Source organism: Xylanimonas allomyrinae, from assembly GCF_004135345.1.
Lineage (GTDB): Bacteria > Actinomycetota > Actinomycetes > Actinomycetales > Cellulomonadaceae > Xylanimonas > Xylanimonas allomyrinae.
This window is the reverse complement of record NZ_CP035495.1, coordinates 3,425,105-3,451,788: the sequence shown is the minus strand read 5'-3', so window position 1 is coordinate 3,451,788 and position 26,684 is coordinate 3,425,105. Positions and strand designations below refer to the sequence as shown.

Genomic DNA, 26,684 nt, shown 5'->3' with positions numbered 1-26,684 from the left:
GTTCCGCTGGCGGCTTCGCTGAAAGTACCGAGGCCACCCCGGTCGGACAACCGAATGACCGCGCATCTGTTCACGCCATGCGCCCGGCCGCCTGGCGGGCGGTCACTTCACCTGCGGCTACGGCCCCATTCGGACTTCACGCCGGGCGATTTGCACGAAATGAACGCACATCCGTTCACCGGGGCGCCGCGCGCAACGATTTCCGGCGCGAGTCCGCGCGAGGGATGAGTACCCTGACCGCGTGAGACAATGCGAGCGCGACGACATCGAGGTTCAACTCCACGTCGCGCGGCTCTACTTCTCGGAGCATCAGACTCAGGCAGAGATAGCGCGCACCATCGGCTATTCGCGCGCCACCGTCTCTCGATTGCTCACCCGCGCCAAGCGGGCCGGCATCGTGCGCGTGACGATCACCCACCCGCTGGAGCACGTTCTCGAGATCGAGCAGAGGCTCAAGGAGGGGCTCGCGCTCACGCTCGTGCGCGTCGCGGAGACGCGCGGACCCTGCACGATCGACGCCCTGGGCCGCACGGCGGCAGACCTCCTGACCGAGGTGGCGGCGGACGGCCAGGTCATCGGCGTGGGCAACGGACGAGCCGTCGCGGCGACGGCGCGCAGCCTGCCCGCCGTCCCCCGGCCGCACACCACCGTCGTGCAGCTCCTCGGGTCGCCTCGCGAGCCGGGGTCGGCGCGGGACCGCGACTCTCCCGCGCTGTGCCACCAGATCGCCCGGAGGCTCAGCGCCACCTGCGCGCGTGCCCCCTTCCCGCTCTTCGCGGACGACGCGCAGACCGCCCTGCAGCTGCGGCGCGAGCAGAGCGTCGCCACGACGATGGCGCTCGCCGCACGGGCCGACGTCGCCATCGTCGGAGTGGGTGGCGTCACCGCCGGTCACCCCGAGCTCGCCGGCCACCGCACCCCCGAGGTCGCGGCGGCCATCACCCGGGGGAAGGCCGTCGGCCACATCCTGGACCACCACTACGACGCCCAGGGCCGGCACATCGTCACACCGCTGTGCGCCCGCATGCTCGCGCTGACCCCCGAGGAGCTCGGCCGCATCCCGCTGGTGATCGGCGTCGCCAACGGCGCGCACAAGGTCGACGCGATTCTCGGTGCCGCCCGCGGGAACCTTCTGCGAGGCCTCGTCACCGACGAGGCGACGGCGGAACTGATCCTCGGACGGCTCCGGTCCGGCGCACCGCACAACGGGGAGCCGTACCCAGGGGAGCCGTACGACGGAACGGCGTACAACGGCAGCCCGCACAACGGGGTCCCGCGTCCCGGGCGCGACCCGCGCGCAGGCGTTCAGTAGCGCGTGATGCCGCCCGGCCCGAAGCCCTGACCTCCCATCGCCTCCAGGCGCCGGATGCGCTCGGCCATCGGCGGGTGCGTCGAGAAGAGCTTCGCCAGGCCCGCCCCGCGGAACGGGTTGGCCAGCATGAGGTGGCTGACGTTCTCCAGCTCGCGGGTCTGCGGCAGCGGCGCGGCCGCCGTGCCCTGGTCGAGCTTGCGCAGCGCGCTCGCCAGCGCCAAGGGGTCACCCGTGAGCTTCGCGCCGTCCTCGTCGGCGTCGTACTCGCGCGTGCGGGAGATCGCGAGCTGGATGAGCGTCGCCGCGATCGGGGCGAGGATGACCATCGCGAGCGCCGCGAGCGGGTTGCCGCCCTCGCGGCGGTTGCCGCCGCCGAAGAACAGCAGGAACTGCGCGAGCGAGGTGATGACGCCCGCGAGCGCCGAGGCGACCGACGCCGTGAGGATGTCGCGGTTGTACACGTGCATGAGCTCGTGGCCGAGCACGCCGCGCAGCTCGCGCTCGTCGAGGAGCTGCAGGATGCCCTCGGTGCAGCAGACGGCCGCGTTCTTGGGGTTGCGGCCCGTCGCGAACGCGTTCGGGGCGCGCGTGGGCGAGATGTACAGGCGGGGCATCGGCTGGCGGGCCGCCGTCGACAGCTCGCGCACGATGCGGTGCATCTCCGGTGCCTCGAGCTCGGTGACCGGGTAGGCGTGCATCGCGCGGATGGCGATCTTGTCGGAGTTCCAGTAGCCGACGAACGTCATGACCAGGCCGACGAGCGTGAACAGCCACAGGAAGCGGCCCGTGCCGCCCCCCGCGAGCCAGCCGACCCCGAGCACGACGGCCCACATGACGCCGAACAGGGCGGCCGTCTTGACGCCGTTGAAGTGGTTGCGCTGGCGCATGTTCTCATCCTCCCCGGGGCGTGCGTGGCGCGTGCGTGCCCCTGCCGGGGAGAACGCGGCGGGGGCGGCGTCGGTTCCCGCGGTGGCGGCGCCCGGCGCGAGCCGCACGCGCCGTTGGCCGCGCACGGAGGGCGCGGACGCCGGCGGGAGACGGGCTCGCGGGGCGACCGCCGTGTGCCGGGTTCAGGCCAGGGTGCGCCCCTTGGCGACCGCGATCATCTCCTCGCGCGGCACGACCTTGATCCGCTCGCGACCCTGCGGCACGCCGAGCGCCTTCTCGTGCTCGTCGAGCACCTCGAACTCGTGCCACTCGACGTACTCGACGCCGCGCTCGGCCAGGAAGTCGAGCACGGCCCGCGGTTCGCCGTGCGGCGCGGTCCGCCCGCCCGCGGCGTCGCCGTCGGCGGGGTTGCCGCCCTCGCCGACGCCGGTGACGTCCTCGACGAGGTGGCGGATGGTCTCGGACGCGTCGGACTTGGTGTGGCCGATGAGGCCCACGGGGCCGCGCTTGATCCAGCCTGTCGTGTACACGCCGGGCAGGTGGGCTCCGCTCAGGTCGACGACGCGCCCCTCACGGTTGGAGATCACGCCACGGTCCTGGTCGAACGGGATCCCGGGCAGGGGCGAACCGAAGTAGCCGACGGCGCGGTAGACGGCCTCGACGGGCCACTCGTGCGTCTCCCCCGTCCCGCGCACGGTGCCGTCGCCCTGGAGGGCGGTGCGCTCGGTGCGCAGGGCCTCGACCTTGCCGTCGCCGAGGATGGCGTCGGGCTGGTGCAGGAAGTGCAGGTGGATGCGGCGGCTCGCCGTCTGGGCCGACGGGTCCGTCAGCGTCCAGTCCGTGAGGGTCTTGACGACCTGCTTGGTCTGGTTGGACGACTCGATGGCCGCCATCGACCCCTCGTCGAAGTCGTAGTCCTCGGGGTACACGACGATGTCGACGTCGGGCACGTGGCCCAGCTCGCGCAGCTCCAGCGGCGAGAACTTGACCTGCGCCGGGCCGCGGCGCGCGAAGACGTGGACGTCGGTGACCGGCGACGCCTTGAGGCCCTCGTACACGTTGGCCGGGATGTCGGTGGGCAGCAGGTCGTCGGCGTGCTTGGCCAGGATGCGGGCGACGTCGAGCGCGACGTTGCCGGCGCCCAGCACCGCGACCGTCCGGGCCTCGAGCGGCCACGTGCGCGGCACGTCGGGGTGGCCGTCGTACCAGGAGACGAAGTCGGCCGCGCCGAACGAGCCGGGCAGGTCCACGCCGGGCAGCGGCAGCGGGGCGTCCTTGATGGAGCCGGTCGAGAAGATGACGGCGTCGTAGAACTGGCGCAGGTCCTCCAGCTTGACGTCGACGCCGTAGTCGACGTTGGCGATCAGGCGCACGTCCCCGCGCGAGAGCACCTTGTGCAGCGCCACGATGATCTGCTTGATGCGCGGGTGGTCAGGTGCGACGCCGTAGCGGACCAGGCCGAAGGGTGCGGGAAGGCGCTCGAACAGGTCGATCGAGACGTCCAGGTCGGTCTTCGACAGGATGTCCGCCGCGTAGATGCCGGCGGGGCCGGCACCGACGATCGCGACGCGCAGAGGACGGATGCTGGTCACAGCGGAAGGAGCCTTCCGGTCGGGGATCGGCGCGAACCAGGGGTTGCGGCGCGCCACGAGTTCTCAACCTCCGAGTCTACGGCCAGGCTCGCAGCAGCCCGCCTTGGCATCCGCCGGTCGGTCCAGAACCTGGACGAAACCTCCACCGACGCGCTTCCCGCCGCCCGGTGCGGGCCGACGACAACCCGGCGCGCTCACGCACGCGTGCGCGTGACGACGACCCTCGCGGCCAGCACGACGGCGAGCCACGCGACGGCGTCGAGCGCGACGGTCGCCGGCCCCGGCGCGAACCACAGCTGGGACAGGAACGCCCGCCCGACCCACGCCGCGGGGCAGGCGGCATACCCCAGCACCGCGAGCAGCGTGTGCGCTCCCGTGCCACGGCCCCGTGCGGTCACCACGCCGATCGCCACGAGACCGGCCGTCACCAGCACGGCGCGCGCGGCCAGCAGGGCGGTCAACGCCGCACCCCGGTCCGCGAGGACGCCGACCAGCACCAGGCAGGCCAGGCCCATCGCGGCATAGGCGAGGACGACGCCCGCCGAGCGCACGACCTGTCGCACGGTCACGACGACCTCCGCCGCGTGGAACGCAACGACACCACGGCCCAGACCGCAGCCACGACCGCGAACGCGATGAACCCGACGCCGAGCGCGGCCGCCGGCGGCGCGGTCGTCGGCGCAGCCACCGCGAACCGCTCGAGCCCCCCGCCCGAGCAGACGACGGTGTGCGCCTCGGTGCCCTCGGCGTCCCCGAGCAGCACGGCCGTCCCCTCCGACGTGCCCTCCGACGTGCGCGCCCCAGCAGCGCCCATGTCGAGCGTGCCCGACTCGCCGTGCCGCGACGTCCACTCGCAGCGCACGGCCTCGGGATCGAGCCGCGCGCCCACGCCCCAGACGGGCCCTCGCGAACCGAGGGCCACGTGGACCGCCTGACCGGCGCCGACCCATGCCGACGCCGTCGGCGCTGGAACGACGTCGCCGCGTGTGAGCACGACGCCGGCAGCGACCAGGCAGACCGCCACCGAGGCCGCCGCCGTGTAGCCGCTCATGCGGAACACCCGGCGCAACCGCTCGCTCGTCGTGGTCACGGAGCGAGCTCCACCGAGTCGAAGACCTCGTCGAGCGGCAGGGCCTCGAACGTCTCCCGGACGCCGAGGACCCCGACGAGCGCCTGCCTCCCGTCGGTGAGGTCGGCGACCAGCCAGCGCCACCGCACGTGCGTGTCGCCGCCGGCGGTGGGCTGCACGCTCCACAGCGAGACCTCGACCGCTGCCCGCGCGCCGGGGACGTCGACCTCCTGGCTGTGCACGTCCTGGGCCCGCGGGTCGCCTGCTCACGCACCACCAGCGACCGCGCCTCGGCCGCCGCATCCATCGCAGGGTCGTCAAGGACCGTCGCGCTCACGCCGGGGCGCACCGCCGCGTCGCTCTCCTCACCGACCGTCAACGTCTGCGCCGTCGACTCGAGCTCCGCCCACTCTGGCGGTGTCCGGAAGGTGACCGGGCCGAGCGTGTGCGTCGTCCAGCTCGGGTCGACGTCGGGCGCGGGGCGTCCCGGCGCGCAAGCCACCACAAGGCCGGCAGTCGCGGCGAGCCCGGCGCACACCGCCGAGAAGCTCCGACCACGCAATCTCATGACATTCCTCCCCGTCGGCCCACCTACGCCACGCACCCGGCGCGGTCCGCGAACTGCGTACCGTCCCAGTACTTGTACGACGTCGCCTTGCGGCTGCTGCCCGTGTACTCCGCCGAGAGACCTGCTTCCAGCAACCACTTGGCGTCGAAGTTTGCCCCGTACGTGGAGTCGCCCAGCTCGTACTCCTGCACCCATACGTAGCCCTTCGTCTTGGCGAAGTTGTCGAACTGCGCCAAGCTCGCGGCCAGGCGTGTCGGGTCGGGCGCGAGCCGCGCGGTCGACGTGGCCAGGTCGACGATCGACAGGCCGAGCTCGCGTGCGATGCCCGCTGCGATGGCTCGGTCCTCGGCGCTCTTCAGGGGCACCTCCCACGTGGTCTGCGTGTACCGGGGGTCGGAGGCCGGGTTGTCCCAGCTGGCGACATCCGCGTGCGCCGAGCTCGTCGAGACGATTCGCATCGCCGTCGGGTTGCCGTCCTTGTCCCGGTCGAGCTCGATCCCGAGGGCGCCTGCGGCAGACGCCCCGGCCTGATCCGTCACAGTGCTCGCCTGGACGGAGGCGCTCGAGCTGGAGGTGAAGTGGTCGGTCGTACGGCCGTCCCGGTACGTCGTCCGCCCCAGGAAGTCCCCGGCCTCCACGCCGGCGCTCGCGTCCAGGTCCAGCAGCGTCGCGGCGGCCTGCGCCGTCGCGTCGACGCCGGCCTTGACGAAGGTCGACTCGGGCTCGCGCTGCTCCTTGTCGGACGCGAGGGTCAACCAGTCGACGGCGTCACGTCCCCACCAGCTGTCACCGACGACCCGGTCCTTCACGTCGTCAGCCAGCGCCGCATGCAGGATCTCCTGCGCCTCGGCGTCGCTGGACGCGTAGTAGACGTCGCCCTCGCGCAGTGCGGCGGTGACCGCCGCACCCGCAGACAACGCCGCCCCGAACCGGCTGCCGTCCAGCGTGACCGACACGTCGAACCCCGCGCCCGTCTCTGCCCCGACCCCCTGCTCTGCCGTCCGGGACAACCGGTACTGGCCGTTGCCGAGCTCCTCGATGAACCAGGTGTAGCCGCCGTCGATCTTGATGCCCGCGGCGACCGACCCTCGCACTGCGCCGCCGTCGCCGCCGACGACACACGGCTCGGGCGGGACGTGATCGGCCGCCGAGCGCGCCGGCCCAGGTTCCTCGCACGAGGCGCCGGGCACGATCTTGCACAACTGGGCGGCGACTCTCGGCCCCAGGTCGAAACCCACCATCGCCACCGTGACAGCGGTCACGAGCACCACCACCGACATCGTGATGCCGAGCAGCTCCAAGGGTGAGCTACCTCTCTCGTCCGACGCTTGCACGCGCACAATGCCTCCTCGCAGCTCGTCTCGACCGGCGTTCAGTCGCCGTCGACCACCGGGATGTCGGTCAGGCGGAACGGTTGCGCTCCCAGGCCCCGGCCCACCTGGACCGTGGCGGTGTCCGCATCGGAGATCGCGGGGTAGAGGCCCACGAACGTGGCCGTCTTCCCGCCGTCGATCTGCTGGAGCGTGTCGAGGTCGGCCAGCGGGCGCCAGTCCTGCACGCCGTTGTCCCTCGTGGAGAGCAGGTAGTCGAACGGGTAGACGGCCGTCGCGCCGGTCACGAGCGCGACGCCGAGCGCGTTCTGCGGATACACCGTCCCGTCCCCGCGGTACGAGAAGACGCTGCTCAGGCCACCGAACCCGAAGTTCGAGTCGACCTCGTCATCGAGCGCTTCGACCTGGATGGTGACCAGCAGAGCGTCGTCGCCCACGCGGCGCACCTCGGGCGCCGTGATCCGGACCTGGCGCGTGCCGTCGAGCACGACCCCCTCGGCACCCGTGGCGACCGGGCCGTCCTCGAAGGGCGGGGTCTCACCAGCCGTCTCCACGGGCGCCCGGTGAGTCGCCGTGGAGGTCAGGCTCAGCACGACCCGTCGGTTGAGCTGGCGGTTTCCGTCCGAGTCGTTCGCCACGAGCGGCTCGCTCTCGCCGCGGCCGGACTGCCGCAGCTCGTAGTCCGAGGTGTCGATCAGCGTCTCGAGCGCCCCCGCGACGGAGGCGGCCCGCCGCTCCGACAACGACTGGTTGGAGGCTTCGTCGCCGACGTCGTCGGTGTGGCCCACGACGTCGACCACACCGGGTGCGTGGCTCTTGAGCTGGTTCGCGGCCTCGGCCAGGGCGGCCTGCGCCGCCTCGGTGAGCTCCGCCGAGTCCGTCGCGAAGAGGACGTCGCTGCCCAGGCTCACCTGCACCTGCTCGCTGGACTCGATGACCTGGACGGCGCCGTCGAGCTGCCGCGTGAACCGGCTGGCCTCGGTCACGGGCGCCTCTGCCACCGCGTCGAGCGATATCGGCTCGGCGCCGTCGTCATCGAGGGCCGGCGACGGGACGGGGCCGTCGACGACGGGCACGTCCGGGACCAAAGCGCCGGGGAACAGGGCGGAGAGCACCTCCGTGCCGGCCTCCGGAGCCGCGTAGGCGCGCTGGACCCGCACGCCCTCGGCCGGCACGGTCGGCAGGTCGGACGGCTCGCCGACGCCGTAGCCGTCGGCGTCGACGCCCGGGAGGTGGACGCGCCCGGACGGGACGTCGACGAGCCGCACCGCTCCGCCGGGCACCCGCTGGCTGGTGACGTCGTCATACAGGACGTTGGCCCCGAGGCTGTCGCCGGCGTCGCCGGGACCCGCCGTCGGGCGCAGGTCGTAGGTCAGCACCACGTGCTCGTCCGAACGGACCAGCGGGTGGACGTCGACCTCCACCTCGCCGCCGCCGATCGCCATCGTGAACGACGTCGCGACGTCGTCCGGGCCCGGCGTCGGCGACTGGGCGTCGCCGCTCGCCTGCGGCGTCGCGGTGCCGGAGGTCGCGCCGCCCGGGCCAGCTTCCTCGCCGGTGCACGCTGCCAGGAGCAGCACGGCTCCCGCCAGCGCCGCGGTGGTTCGCGCCGCCGTGCGCGGGGAGTGTCGTCGCGTCATGTCGGTCCTCTCACCGTCGTTGGCGACGCGCGAGCACACGTCGCAGGGTCACTGTCATGGGCTCGGCGCGCGGCCCTGCCTCATCGCACGAGACGGGGCTCGACCGCCCGCTCCACAAGGGCCCGGGCCTGGTCCAGCAAGGCCCCGAGGTGCTTGCCGTGCAGCGTCGCCGTGCCTTGGCACGAGAAGGTGAACTCCCACGGCGTGTACTGCGGCGGGGGCGGCTCGGCTGCGGGCGGGGGCGGCTCGGGGGCCTCTCCGTCCTCGGGCTCCGGCGGCGGGGGCGGGGGCGGGGGCGGCGGGATCTCCTCGCGGGCGGCGTCCAGGCGGCACGAGGCGAGGTTCAGGCCCACCTCGGCCGTCGCGTCGGACTCGGCGCGCCTGCCGTTGGGACCGGGCTCACGCAGCTGCGCCCGCACAGCCACCGTGCTGCGCCTGAAGTCGTAGCGGTACCAGTCCGGACGCACCAGGGCGTCGTTGGCCGCGGCGTAGTCCGAGGCTGCCCGGTAACCGAGAGCGGGACCCTGCGCGCGCCCGACCCACCTCGCGGCGAGGTCTCCGCGACCGGCAAGGGAGCCGAACGTCACGCCCGCAAGCTCCTCGAGGAAGTGCTCGCTCACGTGCCGGGCTCCGGCGAGGGCCGCCGCCTCCGCCGCGGTGTGGCTCCGGGCCGAGTGATCCGTGGCCCGCAGGAGCGGCAGCGTCGCCATGAAGACGAGCGCCACGACGCCGACGAAGGCGACGGCCAGCGTCCCGCTGGTGGCCGCGCCCTCGTCGGCGTCTCGGAGTCTGATCATCAACCCTGGATCTTGTTGAGCTCGGTCGTGATCTTGGCGCCCAGGTTGAAGCCCCGGAAGGCCGCGATCATCGCCACGATGAGCATCACGGCGACGACGACCACACCGAAGTACTCGATCGTGCTGGCGCCGCGCTCGCGGCCCTCGAGAGCCTGCTGGATCCGGTACTTGGTCTTGATGAACGCGCGTGTCATGGTGCTCCTCCTTCAGATGGCGTGGCGTCCGGCGAATCTGCCGGGCGCCTTCTCGACACCTCGAAACTAACGATCCGCGGCTCGCTCGCGCCGGGCCCCTGGGCCCAGTTCCGGGCCCAATTACCGGCCGGCTCACCGGCTCACCTGACCGAGCCACACGGCGACCGCCTCGGCGCGCGAGACCACACCGAGCTTCGCGAAGACGTGGTTGACGTGGTTCTTGACCGTCTTCTCCGACAAGAACAGAGCCTTGGAGATTGCCCGGTTCCCCTCGCCCTTCGCCACGAGCTCCATCACCTCGAGCTCACGCGCCGAGAGCCCGAAGCCGGCCCGGTAGGCGGTCTCCTCCGATGCGGGCTGCAGCCCGGAGCGGACGGCCGCGACCGAAGGGCCCGCGAACAGCAGGCTGCCACCGGCGACGGAGAGCACCGCGAGGGTGAGCTCCTCCGCCGTGAAGTGCCCGTGGACGAGATATCCGGACGCACCGGCGGCCAGCGCGGCACGCACGACGTCGGGCGCCTCCGCGTAGGTGAGCATGAGAGCCCTGGTGCAGTCCGCGACCTGGGCGAGCACCTGGACGCCGTCGCGACGCGGCATCCGCACGTCGAGAAGCGTGACGTCGGGGCGCATCGCGCGCACGACCCGCACTGCCTCGTCGCCGTCCGCGGCCTCGCCGACGACGCGCAGGCGTGGGCTGGAGCGCAGCAGCGCACGCAGGCCCGTGCGAACGACGTCGTTGTCGTCGACGACCACGACGCTGACCGGCGCGGACCGTTGCGCCTCGGCGACGGCGTCACTCATCGGGCGTCCTGACGACGGCGTCGCCGAGGTGCACGGCCGGCGACCGGACGGCGACCGTCGTTCCTTGCGCGGGCGCCGACCTGATCACGAGCGAGATCCCCGCCTCGGCCGCGCGCTCGGCCATGCCGGTGAGCCCGAATCGCCCGTACGGGCTGCGACCGTCGGGGTCCGGCACGAAGCCCTTGCCGTCGTCCGTGACAGAGATCTCCACCGCTCCCCCTGCGGCGCCAGCGAGCCTCACGACCACGCTCCTCGGCTCGGCATGGCGGCGCGCGTTCTCCATCGCCTCGGCGACGATGGCCAGGACCTCGTACCGGGCGTCGGTGGGCAGGTCCACGGCACCGTCGACGTGGAGAGTGCACGGCACACCCGTCTCCTCCTGCCAGGCGTCGCACCGACCTCGCAGCACGTCGGCGAGCGGGCGGTCGGGCTGGTCGGCGCGCAGCCGGACGAGGATCTGGCGCGCTTCGCGGGCCGCGCGGCCGGCTCCTCGCGCGAGGTCCGCCGCGTAGTCGCGGGCTGCGGCAGGGTCGTTCTCGACGAGCTGCGGCAGCGCGTCCGCGCCGAGGGCGACGCCGTGGAGCGTCTTGCCGAGCGAGTCGTGCATCTCCCGTGCCAGGCGGGCGCGCTCGTCCGCCGCGGCGGCCGCCAGGAGCGCCGCCGCGGCGTCGCGGCCGGACTCCACCTGGGCTGCGTGCGCGTGCCGGGACGCACCGCCGATCGCGACGAGGCCGACGTAGATGGCCGGCACGCCGATCGTGGTCATGAAGCCCGCGCCGACCGGGTACCGCAGCGCGGACACCAGCAGGTGGCCCGCCACGAGCACGACGGCGCACGTCGCCGCCACCGGGCGCGTGAACAGGAAGCCGGTGACGATCGCCGTCGACATCGTGGCCAGCACGAGCGGGCTCTCCGTCCCCAGCACCGCGACGACCCCGAGCGAGATCAGCACGTCGGCGACGAACGCGAGCGGGTGGTTGGCGACGAACGCGCCCACCCGAGCCGACATGAGCAGTGCCAGACCCGTCACGCTCTGCACGAGGGCGCACAGCAGCAGGGCCGGCGTCAGTATCTGGCCCGCGAGCCCGGCGAACGCGACCAGGATCGCCACGAGCCGCACGAGCATGCAGATGCCGATCAGCCGACGCGTGAACTCGTCGCGCTCGCCCTCGCTGATCACGGCGCTCATCCCGCGCCTCCGAGGAGCGCCCCGAAGTCGATGTCGAGCCCGAGCACGAGCCCCACCACCACGAGGATCAGCGACGCGGGGAGCAGGACCATCGAGCTCACCAGCGTCACGCGCGGCGACATCTTGGCCGCCGCCTGACGCTGGCGCTGAGCGCTGTCACGCCGGATGTCCTCGGCGATCTGGCTGAGCGACTCCGCGAGCGGCGCCCCCAGCTCCTGCGACTGCAACAGGGCGGAGACGAACTGCGCCATGGGCTCCGACGCCGAACGGGCCCGCATGTCGTCGAACGCCTCGCGCACCGACGCGCCGTTGGCGATCTGGTGCAGCGTGAGCGTGACCTCGTCGGCCAGCGGCCCGTCGAACCGGGCCGAGACCCGGGCCAGCGCCGCGCGGAACGTCACGCCTGCGATGACGGTCACGGCGAGGACGTCGAGGAAGTCGGGCAGGTCACGCTCCATGCGTTCGCGGCGCTTGCGTCGCTCGGAGGCGAGCCGCATGAGCGGCAGCAGCACCGGAAGAAGAAGGCAGAACGGGATGGCCAGGAAGTTGCGCTGAAGCAGGAACACCACCACGAGCGGCGAGGTGACAAGCATCCACTGCGCGCACTGCTGCAGGAACAGATCGATGGTGAGCCCGCCGGGCCGCCCGGCCTCGTCGATGCGCCTCTGCAGGGCCGCCACGCGCGCCGGGCCCAGCAGCCGCCGCAGCCGCGGCACCTGCCCACGGCCCGCGCGCGCCAGCACGCCTTCTCCCTCGGCTCTCTTGCGCTGCTCCTTGCGCAGCAGCACCAGGTCGTCCACCTCGAGCAGATCGAGCGCGTCCGAGCGCGCCCAGCGCAGCCCGACGAGCAGCAGGACGGTGGCTGCGGCCGCCCCTCCACCCGCAGCCGCCGCCAGCAGCAGCGTCGTCATCCGTCGAACCTCGTCATGCGGCGGATGAGCACGAACCCGCCCGCGAACATGGAGCCGGAGACCACGAGGGCGAGCTGGCCCACCCAGTGGGTCGTCATGGCCTGGACGGTGCCGGGCTGGATGGTGTTGAGGAGGAACAGCAGGCCGATCCCGAGCAGGATGACGAGGTAGCCGGTCGAGGTGGACTCGGCGAGCGTGGTGCGGATCTCGCGGCGCACCTCCTTGCGCTCCTCGAGCGTGTCGGCGATGTCCCGCAGCGCGCTGACCAGGGATCCGCCGCTGCGTGCACTGACCAGCAGCGTCGAGACGAGGACGCCGACCTCGCGGGACGGCAGCCGGCTCTCGAGCTCCGCCATGGCGTCCTCGAGGCTCGCACCGAACCGCATCCGGGAGGAGACCCGGCCCAGCTCGACGCCGGCAGGCATGGCGAGCTCGGACGCCGCCACGCCGATCGCACCGGTGATCGACAGGCCCGCGCTCGTCGCGTTCGACAGGACCCGCGCGAGCTCGGGCATCTGGGCGATGAACTGTTCCCTGCGGCGTTCACGGCCGCGCTCCAGGTACCCGCGGATCCCGGCGACGGCCGCGACCAGACCGAGCGCACCGAACACCGGTGCGAGGCCGGCGGCGAGCGTCCACCCGAGCGCGATGCCGCCGCTGGTCGCCACCGCGACGACGACCAGCGGGCGCTGCTGCTCCAGGCCCGCGAGAAGGAGCTGGCGTTCGACCCACCTTCCGGGGCGCGTGCGGCGGAACGCGCGGTCCCAGCGCACGATGCGCTTGCCGAACGACCGGTCGTCGATCGCCTCGAGGGCGCTGACCAGGTCCCTCCGCCGCCGGGCGACCGTGAGCAGGTCCGCGAGCCCGACGACCAGGCACAGGCACAGCAGGAACGAGAGCCCGAGCAGCAGCAGCATCATCATCGGGACCTCCTCCATGTCTGCTCGAGCTCGTCGGCACGCGGCACGCCGACCGGTTCTCCGGCGATGCGGAGGCGGTCGAGCAGGGGTGGGGGTAGTGGGTGGACGACGAAGCGTCCGCGTGTGCCGGACTCGCCGATGCCTTCGGGGTCCCAGTGCATGAGGTGGTCGACGCGGAAGTCCTCGCGGTGTCGTGAGGAGACCCAGTCGACGGCGACGACCCGGCGGGCGCCGTCCGAGCCGCGCAGGAGCTGGACGACGATGTCGACGGCGCCGTTGACCTGGTCGCGCAGGGCGGTGAAGGGGACCTCGACGTCACTCATCGACGCGAGCGTCTCCAGGCGGATCAGCGCGTCGACCGTGGTGTTGGCGTGCACGGTCGCGAGCGAGCCCTCGTGGCCGGTGTTCATGGCCTGGAGCATGTCGAGGGCCTCACCGCCACGGACCTCCCCGACGATGACCCGGTCGGGGCGCATGCGCAGCGCGTTGCGGACCAGGTCACGGATCGTGACCTGGCCGCGGCCCTCGACGTTGGCCGGGCGTGTCTCCAGGCGCACCACGTGCTCCTGGGAGAGCGAGAGCTCGGCGGCGTCCTCGATGGTGATGATGCGTTGACGCGGCTGGATGAACGCCGACAGTGCGTTGAGCAGCGTCGTCTTGCCTGACGAGGTGCCGCCCGAGACGATGATGTTGAGCCGCGCCCGCACGCACGCCGCCAGGAGCTCGGCCGTGGTCTGGTCGAGGCTGCGCCGGTTGAGCAGCTCGTCCAGGCCGTACGCCTTGGGGAACAGGCGGATCGTCACGGTCGGTCCGCCCAGGGCCAGCGGTGGGAGCACCACGTGCACGCGGGCGCCGCGTGGCATGCGGTCGTCGGCGGGCAGGCGGGCGTCGACCATCGGGCTGGACTCGTCCACACGCCGGTTGACGGTCGAGACGATGCGGTCGATCGTCTGGCGCAGCTGTTCCTCGGAGGCGAACGCCGTCGGGACGCGTTCGACCTGGCCGAAGCGTTCCACGTAGATCGTCTGGTGCCCGTTGATCATGATCTCCGAGACCGTCTCGTCCGCGAGCAGCGGTTCGAGCACGCCCAGTCCCACCGCCTCGTCGACCACGCGGCGGATGAGCGCGTTGCGCTCACGCGTCGTGAGGATGACGCCCTCGGTCGAGACCAGGTGCGCCACGACCCGCTCCAGGCGCACACGCCGCTGGCCCGCGTCCAGACGCGCCAGCTCATGCAGATCGACCTCCTCGAGCAGCTTGCGCCGGAACAGCGCAACCAACCCCTCGTCGAGATCGCTGCGGCTCCCGGCGGGCGACGGTGTCGCGGGCGCGCGTGCCGGCGCCCACTGCGAGAACCCCTTCATCGCGCCGTCCTCGGCATCGAGGCGTCACGCGTGATGGTCATGGCCGGGACGACCGGGAATCGCGGCACGTCCACGCGGATCACCACGCGCTCGCCGACGACGTCGACGGAGCGGGCGTCGAGCCCGCCCGGCAGCGACCGGCGCACGGCGGCGTCGGCCGAACGCCCGAGGCTCAGCGCGCGGGCGCCGTCGCGCACGGCCTGGTCGGCTGCCAGCGCCGTCCACGTGAACGCGCACACCTGCACGACGACGAGCATGACCAGGATGACGACGGGGATCGCGCCGAGCATCTCGAGCGTCGAGGACCCTCGTTCCGTCCGGCGGCTCACGGCTCGGTCACCACCCGGCGGTCGACGGTGATGTCCCAGGGGCTTCCGAGGCCCGGCAGCAACAGGGGGACGGGGGTGCGCACCCGGACGCCGACCTCGCCGCTCGCCGCACCGTTCCGGGTGATCGTGACGTGCATCGTGTGTGCGACGGAGGACGGCACCGCCTCACGGACGGCGGCCTGGGCTGCTGCGATGTCGTACGGGGCGACGGCGGCCTCGCGGGCCGCGGCGGCGGCGCCGTGGCCGGCCCACACGTACGTCAGGCTCGCCGCGGCGAGCTGCGCGAGCGTCAGGAGCACGAGGAGCAGCACGGGGAGCGCCCCGAGCAGCTCGACCGAGACGGCACCGGACTGTGCGGCAGGCGCGGCCCTGCGCCCCGCGCGGCTCGACGGCGCCGCCGTCTCGGTGCCGGCGTCGGAGCTCCGGCGTGAGCCCGGCCGCAGGCTCCGGCGCCGCGCGTTCGCGGCCGGAACTTGCGCACCGGGGACGGCGCGCAGGACGTGGAGCTCGTCGCCCACCGCGCGCAGCGCTCGCCACCAGTTCTCGGACTCGACCAGGTGGGGCGACCGCGAGTTCATCGCCGTCTCCAGGTTGCGCCCGAGGTGGGGCACGGACGTGGCCAGCACCGGCGCCGGGGACAGCTGGCGGACGGCGTCGAACTGGACCTCGTCGGCGGAGGTGTGCCGGTTGACGAGGACCCGTACGGCGTCCGGCTTGCGGACGCCGAGCGACTCCCACCAGCCGACGTTGCGGCGCAGCGCGCGCAGGCTCACGAGGTCTGGGGTGACCACCTGGACGACCTCGTCGGCGACCTCCACCGCTGCCGCCTGGACGGGCGTGACGTGCGCGCCTGCATCGATGAGCACGAGGTCGTAGAGCTGGCGCAGCAGGAACACCACCTGACGCACCGCTTGCGGCGTGATCCACTCGATGTCGCGCACGTCCTCGGGGGCAGCAGCAGGTGCAGGCCCGACTCGTGCTCGAAGACCGCGTCCGCCACCGTGCGTGTGGACAGGTCCTCGGCCACCTTCGCGAGGTCGGCGAGCGACGTGCGGTAGGTGGCGGCGAGGTAGCTGGTGACGTCACCCTTCTCCAGGTCGGCGTCCAGGACGACGACCTTCAGGTCGGGTGTGCGCCTGCGCAGGTCCCAGGCCAGGTGTGTGACGATCGACGAGGTGCCGACGCCGCCCTTCGACCCGGAGATCGCGACGACCGTCGCGCGCCCGCGGGCGCTCTGCTCGCCCTGGTCCGTCACGGCGAGCATGCCCTGGATCTGCTGCGACCAGGCCAGGGCGTTGGTCACCCGCTGCTGCACCGCGTCGAAGGTCAGCGGGTAGGTCAGCACCCCGCGCGCCCCGGCGTCCATGGCGATCGCCAGAGCCTCGGGGTCCGGATCGCTCGAGACGACGACCGACACGGTCGCCGGCCGCCGCTGCCCCAGGTCGCGCACCGTCTGGTGCGCGGGGGTGGGGCCGAGCTGGTCGTGGACCAGCACGACGTTGGGCTCGAGCGTGATGACCATCTCGGTCAGCTCCGACGTCGTCTCGGCGATCCCCAGGACCTCGAGGTCGCCGGCCTCGGCGAGCTGCGAGCGCAGCTCGTACGCCAGCGACTGTTCCGCGCAACCGATCACCACGGACCCACTCATCAGCCGTTGCTCCCCTCGGGAATCGCCTGGCCACCGAGGTTGCCGGCGTCGAAGTCGCCAATCTCGCCGGATCTGTCTCCGGTCGCGCCGGCCGGTAGGCCGACGAGGCGTACCTCCGCGGCGAACGCCGCCGCGTACGTGACGGCGAGCGCGTCGTCCGGCGCGAGCGCGAGAGTCACCGGCACCACCGACTCCTGGCCGCGCGCGCTCTCTTCGTCGACCCGGACCTGCGACCCGCGCACCGAGACGACCCGCACGTCGCGCACGAGCACGCGCACCTGCTTGGGCAGGCCCGGCACGTCGGCGAACACCGCGTAGATGTCCACGAGGTCGCCGGGCCGGACACGATCCGCGATGCCCGTCACGGAGTCGACGTCGATCGCGATCTCGCGCTCGTTGGGTGCCAGGTCGGACGGCGGGACCAGCATGTCGCTGCTGATCAGCGTCCCCTTCGCCACGTTGAAGGCGACGCGGCGGCCGATGAGGTCCGAGGTGGCCAGGACGGCGTCGTCGGCGACCCAGCGACGCGGGATCTCGTCGGCGACGATCGAGTCCGCGGTGAGCTCGCCGTAGGCGGGGATCGGGCCGCCCGCGCGGTACACCGTGACGACGTCGCCGACCTTGCTGTTGACGCTCGAGACGAAGACGGCCACGGCGGCGAACACCACGACCGCCAGGAGACCGGAGATGACGACGAAGAGGACACCACGCCTCTGGCGCGGGTTCATGCGGCTGCCCCTCGGAGAGCGTGTCGATCCGCGCGGGGCGCACGTGGCAGAAGGCGCAGAAGGTCTCGACGACCACGGCCGCGCAGACGGGGCACACGGCTGCGACGGCGGGAACCAGGGCCATCGGGTCGGCGGGCAGGGCCACGGCCTCGACGGCGCGCGGGTGGGCGAAGCGGTCGCGCGCGGCTCCGGCCGAGAACGGCAGGACCGCCGCGTCGGCCGCGTTCGACGCACGGCGCATGGCCGCGAGCGCCCTCGGCGCGAGCCCGTCTGCCACGACGTGCAGCACGGGCCGGGCCCCTGCGGCTCGCGGCTCCGGGACCGCCCGCGCGCGCAGCACCGCCGGGCCTTCGTGCCCCGCGAGGTTGACGACGAAGCCCGCCGTGCCCGGGAGGAAGGAGGCGACGTGCTGCCCGAGCGTCGGAGCGGGGTCGTCGAGGCGGCTGACGCTGGGCGACCACGCTCCGCTCCAGGTGAGGGGCGCGACGCCGTCGATCCATCCGACGACGAGGCCCGGGTCCTGGTGGAGCCGGGCCGCGTTGAGCGCGAGGAGCAGGATGGCGACGGGCCCGTGCGGGAGGACGCGCACCGCGACGGAGCGGCCGAGATCGGTGAGCACGGCCGCGTGCCGTCGTGCCAGTGCCTCGTCCCTGCGCTCTGCGAGGATCACGACGTGGCTGCTGGTCCGGCCGCGGACCTGCCCGAGCAGGCGGTCGTCACCGCGGGCGACCACGACCGCGCCGGCGAGGACGCCGTCGTCGAGTCCTGGATCCGTCGGCAAGAGCGCACACACAAGCACTTCGACTGTCATACGTTCCTCTCAAGGCTGGCGTCTCCGCTCTGTTACGAAACCTACCAGGCTTTTCCCAGCCAAATACAAGGTCCCTCGTCGCTACGATGCGCCCATGCCGACATCCCCTGGACGCCTGACGGCCGCGATCACCGCGGAGATCGCCCCGGTGCGCGCGCCCGCGCTCGCCACCGCCATCGCCGCGGTCGCGTGGGCGCTGTGGATCGGCGGCCTCAGCCCGGTCACCCCGGCGCTCGTGGTCGCGGCCGCGGCCGGCGCAGCGCTCACCGTGATCGACCTGCGCTCGCACCGGCTACCGAACGTGATCACCTACCCGACCACGGCCGCGGTCGCCGTCCTCCTCGTGCTCGCCGCCGCGGTGGGAGGGACCTGGTCCGCGCTCGGCCGCGCCGCCCTCGGCGCGGCCGCGCTCGGTGGCGCCTACCTCGTGCTGCACCTGGTCAACCGGTCCGGCATGGGGCTCGGCGACGTCAAGCTGGCACCGATGCTCGGGGGCGTCGCCGCCTGGTTCGGCTGGAGCACGCTCGCCGGGGCGGCGATCCTGCCGTTCCTCATCGGCGGCGTGGTCTCGGTGGCGCTGCTCGCCGCCCGGCGCGCGACCCGGAAGACGGCGCTCGCGTTCGGTCCGTTCATGCTCGCCGGAGCCGCGCTCGCACTCACGTGGGCGCGCGTGGCCGCCTGACCCCGCTCGCGTCAGCCCTCGCGCCGACCCCGCTCGTGCCGCTCGACCAGATCCCGACGGCGCATCGATTCACCGACCTCGCACCCACCAGGAGCACCCGTGCCCGACGTCCCATGGCTGACGACCGGCCCCCAGACGCAGCTGATCATCACCACCAAGCCAGGGCTCACCCAGGAGGCTGGGGCCCGGGCCGCGGCTGACGTCGATGCCGCCGTGATGCTGGTGCGCCGCTCCCTCGTCGCCGAGGAACCCCGGTGGGTCCGGTTCGTCGAACGCACCGGCCTCGGCTGGATCGGGCTGTTCTGTGCGGCGACCTTCTTCGTCCTGCGCGATCTGGGGATGGGTCTCGGGCGCGCCATGTGGATCACCACGACGCCGGCGATCGCGGTCGGCCTCCTCCTGGTCACCGGCATCACCGTGCTGGCCAGGGAGCGGCGCAAGAGGCGGGAACCCCCCTCGATCCAGCGCGTCGAGGCCGAGGCAAGCCTCGACCGGGCCTCGCGGTCCGCGCGAGAGGTCGACCCCGAGGTCGCGGAACTCGTCGTCGCCCTGCTCCGCGCCGACCGGAGCGCCGACCGGAGCGCCGACCGGAGCGCCGACCGGAGCGCCGACCGGAGCCTGGAGAGTCGGGTCCACGACCTCGTGTGGCGGTCGGCGACCCGCCCGCTCGCTGCCGCAGACCACCCGGCCCAGGCGCAGGAAGCGCTCGTCGCGCTCGACGACCTCTACGAGCAGCACGTCGGCGAGGACGACTGACCTGACCCCGTGGCCGCGTGCCAGGCTCGACCGGGTCGTGACCCTCGGGCCGCACCAGGTGGACGCTTCCGCGGATCGCCTTCGCCTACTCCTGGATGGGTTCGGCCCGCGTCGAGGCGGCATCGGCGCCGCGACTCATCCGCCGGACTCGTACGAGACCTCGACCCGGCGGTTCCGTGCCCGCCCGGCCGGGTTGTCCTGTCCGCCGACCTCGTTGCTGGCGACCGGCTCGCGCTCACCGTGGCCGGTCACGGTCAGGACCAGGTCGGGTCGTGCCTCGCCCAGCACGGCCGCGACGGAGTCGGCCCGCTGCTGCGAGAGCGTGTCGTTGAACGCGTCGTCGCCGACGGAGTCGGTGTGGCCGTCCACGCTGACCGCGACGCCCTGCGGGATCTGCTCCGTCAGCCTCCCGACGGCGGCCCGGGCCGGGTCCGTCAGCGTGGCCTGCCCGAACTCGAACAGCAGGTCCGCAGTCAGGTGGACGACCGTGCGGCCCTTGTCCTCGACCACCGTGTCGAGACCGGTGACGGACCCCTCCGACCGCAGGTCGGCGATGGAGACGTCCGGGCGCAGCTCGGTGACTGCGGCGCGGTGCATCTCGTCCGTGAGGCTCGTGGTCTCCAGGTCCGCACGCGCCTCGTCGAGCTTCCGCTGCGTGTCGGCCACGAGACCGGGGTCGGCGTCGTGTGACGACTGCGGCGACGGTGAGGGCGGCGACGGTGAGGACGTGGGCGAGCCCGCGACGGCTGCGGCCACGGTCATCGCGACGGCCAGCGCCCGCGAACCGATCACTTCGCCGCGTCCCGGTAGGTCACCTCGACACCGCCGAACGGCGGGATCCCCTCAGCGGGCACGACGTCGACGGTTTCCGGGCGCTCTGGCGGGGCCGGGAGGAGCGCCCACGCCTCGATCACCCCATGGATGGGGAACTCGGGATCGGTGTTGCTGCGAGGCGCGGCGATCTGGCTGTTCGAGCACATCGCCTGATCGAAGGGCCTTGCGTCCCACCCACCCTTGGTGCAGAAGGGCCGGTAGACCCTGAGGTTCTCACCGTCGATCACCGAGGTCACCGCACTCAGGCCCATGTCGTAGAAGGTCAGCTTCGAGGTGGGCGGGGCGCCGTCCTCGTCCCACCGGAACGCCCAGAGGACCTCCATCGTGTCGCCGGCGACCTCGACCGAGCGCAGCGTCACCGTGATCGTCGCCTCGCCCTCGACGCCCCCCTTCGGCATGGCGAGGGTCTGCTCGGGCAGGTCGGCGACGCCGATCAGCAGCTCGGTGTCGGTGCGCTGGCGCAGCAGCGTCAGGTCGTACACGTCGGCCAGCGAGTCGAGCCACGGCCTGCGCGGAACGGGCAGTCCCGCCCCCGTGAACGCCTCACCGATGCGGGCGACCAGCCGCTGCTGGTCGTTCGGGCCGAGGTCGTCCTGGTCGTCGGCGTCGGCGTCTTCGGTGGGCTCCTCCCACGGCGTCTCACGCCCGAAGTCGAACTCCGAGACCAACACCTTCGCCTTCTCGGGGGCGCGCGTGCTCCACCCGCCCGCGTATCCCGACTGGAACGCCTGCACACGGCCGGGCCCCGTCTTGACCAGGCCGCGGCCGGGGATGCTCGGGTCGACCAGCGCGGCGTCGGGCACCTCGACGACGTCGGTCGAGTCCGACGTGTCCGCCATGCGCAGCGCCACGCGCAGGTTCGTGTTGGCCCGCAGGTTGTCCTTGATGACACCCGCCGGGCGCTGCGTGGCCATGATGAGGTGGATGCCGAGCGACCGGCCGCGCTACGCGACGTCGACGACGCCGTCGACGAACTCGGGCACGTCGCCCGCGAGCGCCGCGAACTCGTCGATGACGATGACGAGCGCGGGCGGCGTCTCCGGGTCGGCGCGTTTCTCCAGTTCCAGGAGGTCCTTGGCCTTCTTGCGGTTGAAGAGGCGTTCGCGGTGGTGCAGCTCGGCGCGCAGGCTCGTCAGTGCCCGCAGCACGAGGTGCGGGGACAGGTCGGTGACGAGGCCGACGCAGTGCGGCAGGTTGATGCAGTCGGCGAACGCGGACCCGCCCTTGTAGTCGACGAACAGGAACGTGACCCGGTCGGGGCTGTACTCGGCGGCCATGCCGAGCACCCACGCCTGGAGGAACTCGGATTTTCCGGCGCCCGTCGTGCCGCCTACGAGGGCGTGCGGGCCTTGGGCGCGCAGGTCGAGGTGCTGGGCGTCGACACCCGCAGAGCCGACGACGGCGCGCAGCGACCCGGCTCGCCGCCGCGCGCCGGCGGCGCCCGTACGGTCGTAGACCGACAGGTTCTGCCGCCACCGGTCGAGCACGGCGCCGGACGACTCGAACAGGTCGTGGCCCAGGAGGGCGGGCAGCGACACCGACCGGGGCAGGTCCGTGGCGTCGTCGGTGAGCGCGCCGGCGTCGAAGACGGGCGCGAGCCGCCGCCCGAAGCCGAGGGCCGCGTCGTCGTCGAGGTCTTCGAGCACGACGTCGTCGCACCAGCGGCCCAGGCGCACCAGGCCGACGCGCTGGTGCTCCGTACTGACGTCGACGAAGGTGCGGCACGCGGCGGGGAGCCGGGCGGGGTCCGAGGCGACCCACAGCAGGTACACGCCGGCGTCAGGCCCGAGCTCGGCGAGCTGGATGAGGCGTGCGCGGTCGGCGTCGATGTCGTCGCTGACGACCACCACGACCGCCGGCACCTCGGACGCCGTCCCGCCGTCGTCGCCGGAACCGACGTCGGCGCCGCGTTCGATCGCGGCGCCGTCCTCGCGGATCGCCCCGCGGCGCTGCGCGCCGCGCGCCGTGCTGCGCTGCGCGACGAGCTCCTCCAGCTGGGCGAGCAGGCGTGAGGTGCCGCCCGCCGAGTCGGCCAGGTGCAGCCCGTCGACCGGGCTCTGCGGCGAGGACGTGTGCGGCACCCACGTGAGCCAGCGCAGGGACCGCGTCCACACGGGGCTGACGGCGGCGGTGACGACCAGCTCGCTCGGCGCGTGCAGGCCCGTGAGCTGGACGAGCACCGCGTTGAGCGCGCCGGCGACGCGCGCGGGCGGCCCGGCGAACCCGAGCGCGCCCGCGTCGTAGAGGTTCTCCACGACGGGCACGCCGTCGACCGTGCCGAACGCCGCCGTGACGGCGTCGAGCTGGTCCTGGTGCTCCTTGAGGAGCGCGCCCTTGTCACCCGTCTTGACGACGTTGCGGGTCGGCATGGTGCCCAGGCCCAGCCTGACGTTGAGGAAGCTCCAGTGCTCGGGGCGCCGCGTCCACAGCAGCGGGCCGTGCCGCATCGCCTCGACGTAGACGTGCCGTGTCGCGGGCGCCTCCCGCAGCCGGACGGAACGCTCGGTCTCACGCTCGGCCGTGAGCAGGTCGCGCAGCGACGAAAGGCGTTCGTCGAACCGCTTGACCTGCCGCTCGAGCCGTTTCTTCGCCTGACGCCCCTGCGTCAGGTAGTTCATCGCCATCATCGTCGGCGACATCGCGATCATGAGCAGGGCCGCGGGGCGCTTCAGGATGAAGAACATCGCGACGCCCAGCAGCACGGGGGCGATCAGGGCCAGGATCGGGAACTCTCGCGGCTCGACCTCGTCGGGCGCCTGCGGTGCCTCGAACTCCTGCCCGGCGTAGCGCTCCTCCACGCGCGGGGACCGCGTGAACGCGACCGGTCCCGCCTTCGGCGCGACACCGCTGATGCGGTTCTCCGTGACACGCCGCTCGACGTCGAGCGGCGTGTCGCCCACGACGACGCACTGCGCGCGGTCGACCCGCACCCGCGGGATCGGGACGCCGTCGACGAGCGTGCCGTTGGCCGAGCCGAGGTCCACGACGTCGACCTGCTCACCGACGTCGATGCGCAGGTGGCGCTTGGAGACCAGCGGGTCGGTGAGCACGATGTCGCACTCGGGTGCACGACCCACCAGGAAGCTGCCCTCCTGCAGCGGCACCGGCTCGGCGCCCGCCACGCGAACGGTGGCGCGCACCGTGCCCGACCCTTGCGACGCGAGCGGGAGAGACGTGTCCACGACGGCGACGTCGGCCCCCGACCCGATCCACGCCTCGCCGAGCGCCGCGTCGGGCGGCAGCCGCACCGGCTGGTCCTGACCGGGCAGGCGCGCCTCGAGCGTGCGCGGCGCGTCGGGGCCGCCGGGTGACCCGTGCGGGTCGACGCGTGCGATCGTCTGCGCGATCTCACCGATGGTCGCGCCGGCGTCGGCGGTGACGACGACGTCGTCGGTCGTGCCGTCCGAGCGGTGCAGCGTGGCCTTGAGGTGCATCCCATTCCCTGTCTGGTCCGGTCGCGGCCCTCGGTGCGTGCGTCATTCGCTCGTCTCGTAGGTGACCTCGACGCGGCGGTTGAGCGCCCGGCCCGCAGGGTTGTCGTGCCCGTCCACCTCGTTCTCGGCGACCGGCTGCGCGGCCCCGTGCCCCGTGACGGTCAGTGCCAGGTCGGGGCGCGCCTGCGCGAGCGCGGCGGCGACGGCGTCGCCGCGCTGCCGGGACAGGGTGTCGTTGGCTGCCGCGTCGCCCACCGAGTCGGTGTGGCCGTCGACGGCGACGGCAGCGCCCTGGGGGATGTCCTGCGCCAGTTCGGCGACGACGGTGCTCGCCTCGTCCGTCAGCGCGGCCTGCCCGAACTCGAAGAGCAGGTCGGCCGACAGGCGCACGGTGGTGTGCCCTTCGTCCTCGACGACGGTGTCGAACCCGAGGTTGGACTCGACGAGCCGCAGGTCGAACGTCGCGTTCTCGCGCATCTCGGGGGTGATCGTCACACCCTGGAGGCGGGTGTAGTCCTCGGCGAGCACCGCCTGCGCCTGCGCGATGAGCTCAGGGTCCGGGCCGGGAGCCTCGGCGGGCAGGACCCCGGTCAGGCCTGTCACGACGAGCGCGGCAGCGATCCGTGCGGCCCTCACTGCGATTCGTCCTTCGCGTCGCCCTGGTTGTCGTCGCGGTAGGTCACGTCCACGCCGGTGAAGGCCGGGAGCCCCTCGGCGAGCAGGACGTCGACCTTCTCAGGCCTGCCCTCGGGTGCGGGCAGGACGGCCCACGCCTCGATGACCCCGTGGTTGGGGAACTCGAAGTAGTACCCGGTCGGCGAGGCGAGCTGGCTCGCCACGCAGTCCGCGACGGGGTCCTGATCGGCCTCGGGGTCGCTCTTCCAGCTTCCCTCGAGGCAGATCGGCCGGTATGCCTTCACATTGGCTCCGTCGGTGACGGTCATGATGGGCTCGATGCCCATGGTGCCGTAGGTCACGGTCGACTTGGCCGGCGAGGCGTCCTCGTCCCACCGCAGGGCCCAGCGCACCGTCATGGTGGGCCCGGTGACCTCGACGGCGCGGATCGCGACGGTGACGGTCCCGTCGCCTTCGTTCCCACCGCCGGGCGTCCCGATCGTCTGCTCGATGTCGCCGAGCCGCTCGCGGGACCCTGTCGAGCCCTTGGCCGCGGGCTTCTCGCCCTCGGAGCCGGCGCTCGCGCTCTGAATCGGCTGGGGCGAGGCGCCGCCCTTGCCGCCGCCTCCGATACACCCCGACAGCACCAGCCCCGACGCCACCGCCAAGGCGGCCACGCGACCTACTCCGCGCATTTTCAGGTCTCCTCACTCGCCGATGGCGACGTCGATCCGCTCCGGGCGTGCGAAGGACAGCCCCGTCTTGGCGAATCTAGGGAGTTATCTGAGAATGTCAAGGAGTCAGGCAGAGGCCCAGGTCAGCGGCGCCTGCGCATCAACGCAACGAATCCTCCGACGACACCACCCGCGGCCCCGGCCGCGAACGTCACCAGCCACGTCCCGCCGTCGGCGAGCACCCCCGCGAGCGCCCGGGGCGGGTCGAGGGGGTCGCCCGTCCCGACCCCGCCGTCGAACATGCGGGCCGCGACGACGACGGCGAACGCCACCGCCGCCGCACCGACCGCGAACGCCAGGACGAGCCGCCCGGGCGTCGGCGCGCTCATCCGTCCCCCTCCTCGCTGCGCACGTCCAGCAGCGCCAGGTCCTCGGACGTCACGAGCCGCGAGGCGACCGCGTACTCCACCAGGCGCGCCCGGCGGTTCGTCGCCTGCGCCCCCGGACCGCCGCGCAGCCCCTGGACGCCGATGCGGTCGAGCTTGTCGCAGACGTTGTCGAGCTTGCGATTGAACCTCGTCGTGGTCCAGCCCAGCCGCTCGGCCGCCGCCGACGACGCCGGGATCCGCGCCAGGCTCGACCCGTCGCGGCGCAACAACGGCTCGGCAAGCGCCACGATGAGCTGCCGCTGGCTCGTGGTGAACGGGATCACGCCGATCGTCGTCGCGCCGCCGTCAGCCACCTCCGCGCGCACGGCCCGGTACGGGCCGCCCTCAAGGACGAGCGTCAGCTCATACGTCGTCGGGCCGGCCGTGAACACGACCGACGTCGTCGGGAACACCACAGGAATGCGGTTGCCCGGCGAGACCCACGACTGCACACCCCCGCCGGCGTCCGAGACCGTCGCCGACAGCAGCGTGCCGACGTTCGCCATCCACCAGATGCCCGACTCGTGCGAGAACACCAGGAACCGGCGATGCAGGTACGGGTTGTCGTCGATCTCCAGGTCGCCGTCGCGGCCGACCTCGAACGGCGGCCCGGCCGGGTCGGGCCGGAACCACTCGCCGCAGAACTCCACCGCGAGATGCCCCGCGGGCGGCAGCGACTCCTCGGGCATCGGGGTCGTCACGGGGGCTGACACCTCCTGCGCGCTCACGCGTCTTCCCCCTCCACGACCGTGACGCCGTCGTTCTGCGTCTGTGCGGGATGACGGAGCGTGGCGGCGCGCATCAGGACTCCTTCGGCTCGGCACGGCCGGCCCTCGGCAGGCCTCTGGCGATCGACGCTACCGGCTCCCGCAACCCCGGCTGGAGCCCGTCGGGCAGCCGGAGCCCGGGTCGCGCGACGCCACGACCACACGGGCATACGGATCGCCTCATCCGACCAGGAGCACCTCTGCGACCTTGGTCTCGTCGACCGCCGGGTCCGGCGTCTGGCTCGGCGACGACGCGGGGGTCGGCGTGAGGCTCACCGTCGGCGCCGGCTCGCTGCCGGCGTCACAGCCGGCGAACGCGAACCCCGCCGCCGCGACGTACCACCCGCGCGCACCACGGGACGGACATGCTCGTCTCATTGGCTCATCCCCCCTTCCGCGACG

The 26,684-nt window shown here is 72.9% G+C and carries 28 protein-coding genes; 3 read left to right on the top strand and 25 right to left on the bottom strand.

What is annotated here, in order from left to right; translation table 11 throughout:
• The first annotated feature begins 241 nt into the window (after window positions 1-241).
• Complete coding sequence (locus tag ET495_RS15545) at window positions 242-1,312, top strand: sugar-binding transcriptional regulator (protein WP_129205541.1); 1,071 nt, start codon at window positions 242-244, stop codon at window positions 1,310-1,312.
• Here the strand turns inward: ET495_RS15545 and htpX are convergent.
• The 17 genes from htpX to cpaB all read right to left on the bottom strand — a co-directional run bounded on the left by htpX (window position 1,306) and on the right by cpaB (window position 17,281).
• Window positions 1,306-2,199: a zinc metalloprotease HtpX gene (gene htpX, locus ET495_RS15540; protein ID WP_129205540.1), complete on the bottom strand. Its 894-nt coding sequence runs from the start codon at window positions 2,197-2,199 to the stop codon at window positions 1,306-1,308. The two genes, ET495_RS15545 and htpX, sit on opposite strands and share 7 nt — an antisense overlap.
• Before the next feature lie 183 nt (window positions 2,200-2,382).
• Window positions 2,383-3,792 carry an FAD-dependent oxidoreductase gene (locus ET495_RS15535; RefSeq protein WP_129205539.1) on the bottom strand — a complete coding sequence of 470 codons (1,410 nt, stop codon included), beginning with the start codon at window positions 3,790-3,792 and terminating at the stop codon, window positions 2,383-2,385.
• Between the two features lie 194 nt (window positions 3,793-3,986).
• Window positions 3,987-4,361 carry a hypothetical protein gene (locus tag ET495_RS15530; protein ID WP_129205538.1) on the bottom strand — a complete coding sequence of 125 codons (375 nt, stop codon included), beginning with the start codon at window positions 4,359-4,361 and terminating at the stop codon, window positions 3,987-3,989.
• The gene (locus tag ET495_RS15525) at window positions 4,358-4,882 is read right to left on the bottom strand and encodes a hypothetical protein (RefSeq protein WP_129205537.1); all 525 of its coding nucleotides are present in this window, start codon (window positions 4,880-4,882) and stop codon (window positions 4,358-4,360) included. The genes ET495_RS15530 and ET495_RS15525 overlap by 4 nt, the downstream gene beginning before the upstream one ends.
• Window positions 4,879-5,103, bottom strand: a complete 225-nt coding sequence (locus tag ET495_RS15520; RefSeq protein WP_129205536.1) for a hypothetical protein — start codon at window positions 5,101-5,103, stop codon at window positions 4,879-4,881. Before ET495_RS15520 ends, ET495_RS15525 begins: the two co-directional genes overlap by 4 nt.
• A gap of 349 nt (window positions 5,104-5,452) precedes the next feature.
• A complete protein-coding gene (locus ET495_RS15515; RefSeq protein WP_129205535.1) occupies window positions 5,453-6,730 on the bottom strand; it encodes a hypothetical protein in 1,278 nt (425 codons plus the stop codon).
• Window positions 6,731-6,801: 71 nt separating this feature from the next.
• Window positions 6,802-8,400, bottom strand: coding sequence for an OmpA family protein (locus ET495_RS15510; protein ID WP_129205534.1), 1,599 nt, complete (start codon window positions 8,398-8,400; stop codon window positions 6,802-6,804).
• A gap of 80 nt (window positions 8,401-8,480) precedes the next feature.
• Window positions 8,481-9,197, bottom strand: a complete 717-nt coding sequence (locus ET495_RS18270) for a hypothetical protein (protein ID WP_211340861.1) — start codon at window positions 9,195-9,197, stop codon at window positions 8,481-8,483.
• Complete coding sequence (locus tag ET495_RS15500; RefSeq protein WP_129205533.1) at window positions 9,197-9,391, bottom strand: hypothetical protein; 195 nt, start codon at window positions 9,389-9,391, stop codon at window positions 9,197-9,199. The genes ET495_RS18270 and ET495_RS15500 overlap by 1 nt, the downstream gene beginning before the upstream one ends.
• Before the next feature lie 132 nt (window positions 9,392-9,523).
• Entirely contained in the window at window positions 9,524-10,192 is a 669-nt protein-coding gene (locus ET495_RS15495) for a response regulator (protein WP_129205532.1), read from the bottom strand.
• The gene (locus tag ET495_RS15490; RefSeq protein ID WP_129205531.1) at window positions 10,185-11,381 is read right to left on the bottom strand and encodes a sensor histidine kinase; all 1,197 of its coding nucleotides are present in this window, start codon (window positions 11,379-11,381) and stop codon (window positions 10,185-10,187) included. The genes ET495_RS15495 and ET495_RS15490 overlap by 8 nt, the downstream gene beginning before the upstream one ends.
• Complete coding sequence (locus ET495_RS15485) at window positions 11,378-12,292, bottom strand: type II secretion system F family protein (RefSeq protein WP_129205530.1); 915 nt, start codon at window positions 12,290-12,292, stop codon at window positions 11,378-11,380. The genes ET495_RS15490 and ET495_RS15485 overlap by 4 nt, the downstream gene beginning before the upstream one ends.
• Window positions 12,289-13,230 (bottom strand): type II secretion system F family protein, encoded by a 942-nt coding sequence (locus ET495_RS15480; RefSeq protein ID WP_129205529.1) that lies wholly within the window; start codon window positions 13,228-13,230, stop codon window positions 12,289-12,291. The genes ET495_RS15485 and ET495_RS15480 overlap by 4 nt, the downstream gene beginning before the upstream one ends.
• Entirely contained in the window at window positions 13,212-14,576 is a 1,365-nt protein-coding gene (locus tag ET495_RS15475; RefSeq protein ID WP_129205528.1) for a TadA family conjugal transfer-associated ATPase, read from the bottom strand. The genes ET495_RS15480 and ET495_RS15475 overlap by 19 nt, the downstream gene beginning before the upstream one ends.
• The gene (locus ET495_RS15470; protein ID WP_129205527.1) at window positions 14,573-14,905 is read right to left on the bottom strand and encodes a TadE/TadG family type IV pilus assembly protein; all 333 of its coding nucleotides are present in this window, start codon (window positions 14,903-14,905) and stop codon (window positions 14,573-14,575) included. Before ET495_RS15470 ends, ET495_RS15475 begins: the two co-directional genes overlap by 4 nt.
• On the bottom strand, window positions 14,902-15,804 hold the full coding sequence (locus tag ET495_RS15465; RefSeq protein WP_129205526.1) for a CpaE/TadZ family protein: 903 nt from the start codon (window positions 15,802-15,804) through the stop codon (window positions 14,902-14,904). Before ET495_RS15465 ends, ET495_RS15470 begins: the two co-directional genes overlap by 4 nt.
• Window positions 15,805-16,552: 748 nt before the next feature.
• Window positions 16,553-17,281 carry a Flp pilus assembly protein CpaB gene (gene cpaB, locus ET495_RS15460; RefSeq protein ID WP_129205525.1) on the bottom strand — a complete coding sequence of 243 codons (729 nt, stop codon included), beginning with the start codon at window positions 17,279-17,281 and terminating at the stop codon, window positions 16,553-16,555.
• A gap of 905 nt (window positions 17,282-18,186) precedes the next feature.
• Here cpaB and ET495_RS15455 point away from each other — a divergent pair.
• Together ET495_RS15455 and ET495_RS15450 are read left to right on the top strand one after the other, a co-directional pair.
• Window positions 18,187-18,774 carry a prepilin peptidase gene (locus tag ET495_RS15455; RefSeq protein ID WP_129205524.1) on the top strand — a complete coding sequence of 196 codons (588 nt, stop codon included), beginning with the start codon at window positions 18,187-18,189 and terminating at the stop codon, window positions 18,772-18,774.
• A gap of 99 nt (window positions 18,775-18,873) precedes the next feature.
• Window positions 18,874-19,530, top strand: coding sequence for a hypothetical protein (locus ET495_RS15450; protein ID WP_129205523.1), 657 nt, complete (start codon window positions 18,874-18,876; stop codon window positions 19,528-19,530).
• Window positions 19,531-19,665: 135 nt separating this feature from the next.
• On the opposite strand, the gene ET495_RS15445 is transcribed toward ET495_RS15450, so the two are convergent.
• The 8 genes from ET495_RS15445 to ET495_RS15415 form a co-directional block, all read right to left on the bottom strand.
• A complete protein-coding gene (locus tag ET495_RS15445) occupies window positions 19,666-20,322 on the bottom strand; it encodes an OmpA family protein (RefSeq protein WP_129205514.1) in 657 nt (218 codons plus the stop codon).
• Window positions 20,319-21,278: a hypothetical protein gene (locus ET495_RS18985; protein WP_245993135.1), complete on the bottom strand. Its 960-nt coding sequence runs from the start codon at window positions 21,276-21,278 to the stop codon at window positions 20,319-20,321. Before ET495_RS18985 ends, ET495_RS15445 begins: the two co-directional genes overlap by 4 nt.
• Window positions 21,279-21,308: 30 nt before the next feature.
• Window positions 21,309-23,798 carry a type VII secretion EssC family protein gene (locus ET495_RS15440; RefSeq protein ID WP_245993133.1) on the bottom strand — a complete coding sequence of 830 codons (2,490 nt, stop codon included), beginning with the start codon at window positions 23,796-23,798 and terminating at the stop codon, window positions 21,309-21,311.
• 42 nt (window positions 23,799-23,840) lie between these two features.
• Window positions 23,841-24,434 (bottom strand): OmpA family protein, encoded by a 594-nt coding sequence (locus ET495_RS15435; RefSeq protein ID WP_129205522.1) that lies wholly within the window; start codon window positions 24,432-24,434, stop codon window positions 23,841-23,843.
• Window positions 24,431-25,090, bottom strand: coding sequence for a hypothetical protein (locus tag ET495_RS15430; RefSeq protein WP_129205521.1), 660 nt, complete (start codon window positions 25,088-25,090; stop codon window positions 24,431-24,433). Before ET495_RS15430 ends, ET495_RS15435 begins: the two co-directional genes overlap by 4 nt.
• 140 nt (window positions 25,091-25,230) lie before the next feature.
• Window positions 25,231-25,476 carry a hypothetical protein gene (locus tag ET495_RS15425; RefSeq protein WP_129205520.1) on the bottom strand — a complete coding sequence of 82 codons (246 nt, stop codon included), beginning with the start codon at window positions 25,474-25,476 and terminating at the stop codon, window positions 25,231-25,233.
• Window positions 25,473-26,204 (bottom strand): hypothetical protein, encoded by a 732-nt coding sequence (locus ET495_RS15420; RefSeq protein WP_129206076.1) that lies wholly within the window; start codon window positions 26,202-26,204, stop codon window positions 25,473-25,475. The genes ET495_RS15425 and ET495_RS15420 overlap by 4 nt, the downstream gene beginning before the upstream one ends.
• Before the next feature lie 258 nt (window positions 26,205-26,462).
• Window positions 26,463-26,660 (bottom strand): hypothetical protein, encoded by a 198-nt coding sequence (locus tag ET495_RS15415; RefSeq protein ID WP_129205519.1) that lies wholly within the window; start codon window positions 26,658-26,660, stop codon window positions 26,463-26,465.
• Between the last annotated feature and the right edge of the window lie 24 nt (window positions 26,661-26,684).

Excerpts from the sequence above, each read along its gene's own strand:
- ET495_RS15485 (WP_129205530.1), bottom strand. The coding sequence starts at position 12,292 with ATGACGACGCTGCTGCTGGCGGCGGCTGCGGGTGGAGGGGCGGCCGCA.
- ET495_RS15475 (WP_129205528.1), bottom strand. The coding sequence starts at position 14,576 with ATGAAGGGGTTCTCGCAGTGGGCGCCGGCACGCGCGCCCGCGACACCG.
- ET495_RS15440 (WP_245993133.1), bottom strand. The coding sequence starts at position 23,798 with ATGCACCTCAAGGCCACGCTGCACCGCTCGGACGGCACGACCGACGAC.
- ET495_RS15495 (WP_129205532.1), bottom strand. The coding sequence starts at position 10,192 with ATGAGTGACGCCGTCGCCGAGGCGCAACGGTCCGCGCCGGTCAGCGTC.
- cpaB (WP_129205525.1), bottom strand. The coding sequence starts at position 17,281 with ATGAACCCGCGCCAGAGGCGTGGTGTCCTCTTCGTCGTCATCTCCGGT.
- ET495_RS15425 (WP_129205520.1), bottom strand. The coding sequence starts at position 25,476 with ATGAGCGCGCCGACGCCCGGGCGGCTCGTCCTGGCGTTCGCGGTCGGT.
- ET495_RS15510 (WP_129205534.1), bottom strand. The coding sequence starts at position 8,400 with ATGACGCGACGACACTCCCCGCGCACGGCGGCGCGAACCACCGCGGCG.
- ET495_RS18985 (WP_245993135.1), bottom strand. The coding sequence starts at position 21,278 with ATGGCCACGCAGCGCCCGGCGGGTGTCATCAAGGACAACCTGCGGGCC.
- ET495_RS15415 (WP_129205519.1), bottom strand. The coding sequence starts at position 26,660 with ATGAGACGAGCATGTCCGTCCCGTGGTGCGCGCGGGTGGTACGTCGCG.
- ET495_RS15490 (WP_129205531.1), bottom strand. The coding sequence starts at position 11,381 with ATGAGCGCCGTGATCAGCGAGGGCGAGCGCGACGAGTTCACGCGTCGG.
- ET495_RS15500 (WP_129205533.1), bottom strand. The coding sequence starts at position 9,391 with ATGACACGCGCGTTCATCAAGACCAAGTACCGGATCCAGCAGGCTCTC.
- ET495_RS15420 (WP_129206076.1), bottom strand. The coding sequence starts at position 26,204 with ATGCCCGAGGAGTCGCTGCCGCCCGCGGGGCATCTCGCGGTGGAGTTC.
- ET495_RS15455 (WP_129205524.1), top strand. The coding sequence starts at position 18,187 with ATGCCGACATCCCCTGGACGCCTGACGGCCGCGATCACCGCGGAGATC.
- ET495_RS15480 (WP_129205529.1), bottom strand. The coding sequence starts at position 13,230 with ATGGAGGAGGTCCCGATGATGATGCTGCTGCTGCTCGGGCTCTCGTTC.
- htpX (WP_129205540.1), bottom strand. The coding sequence starts at position 2,199 with ATGCGCCAGCGCAACCACTTCAACGGCGTCAAGACGGCCGCCCTGTTC.
- ET495_RS18270 (WP_211340861.1), bottom strand. The coding sequence starts at position 9,197 with ATGATCAGACTCCGAGACGCCGACGAGGGCGCGGCCACCAGCGGGACG.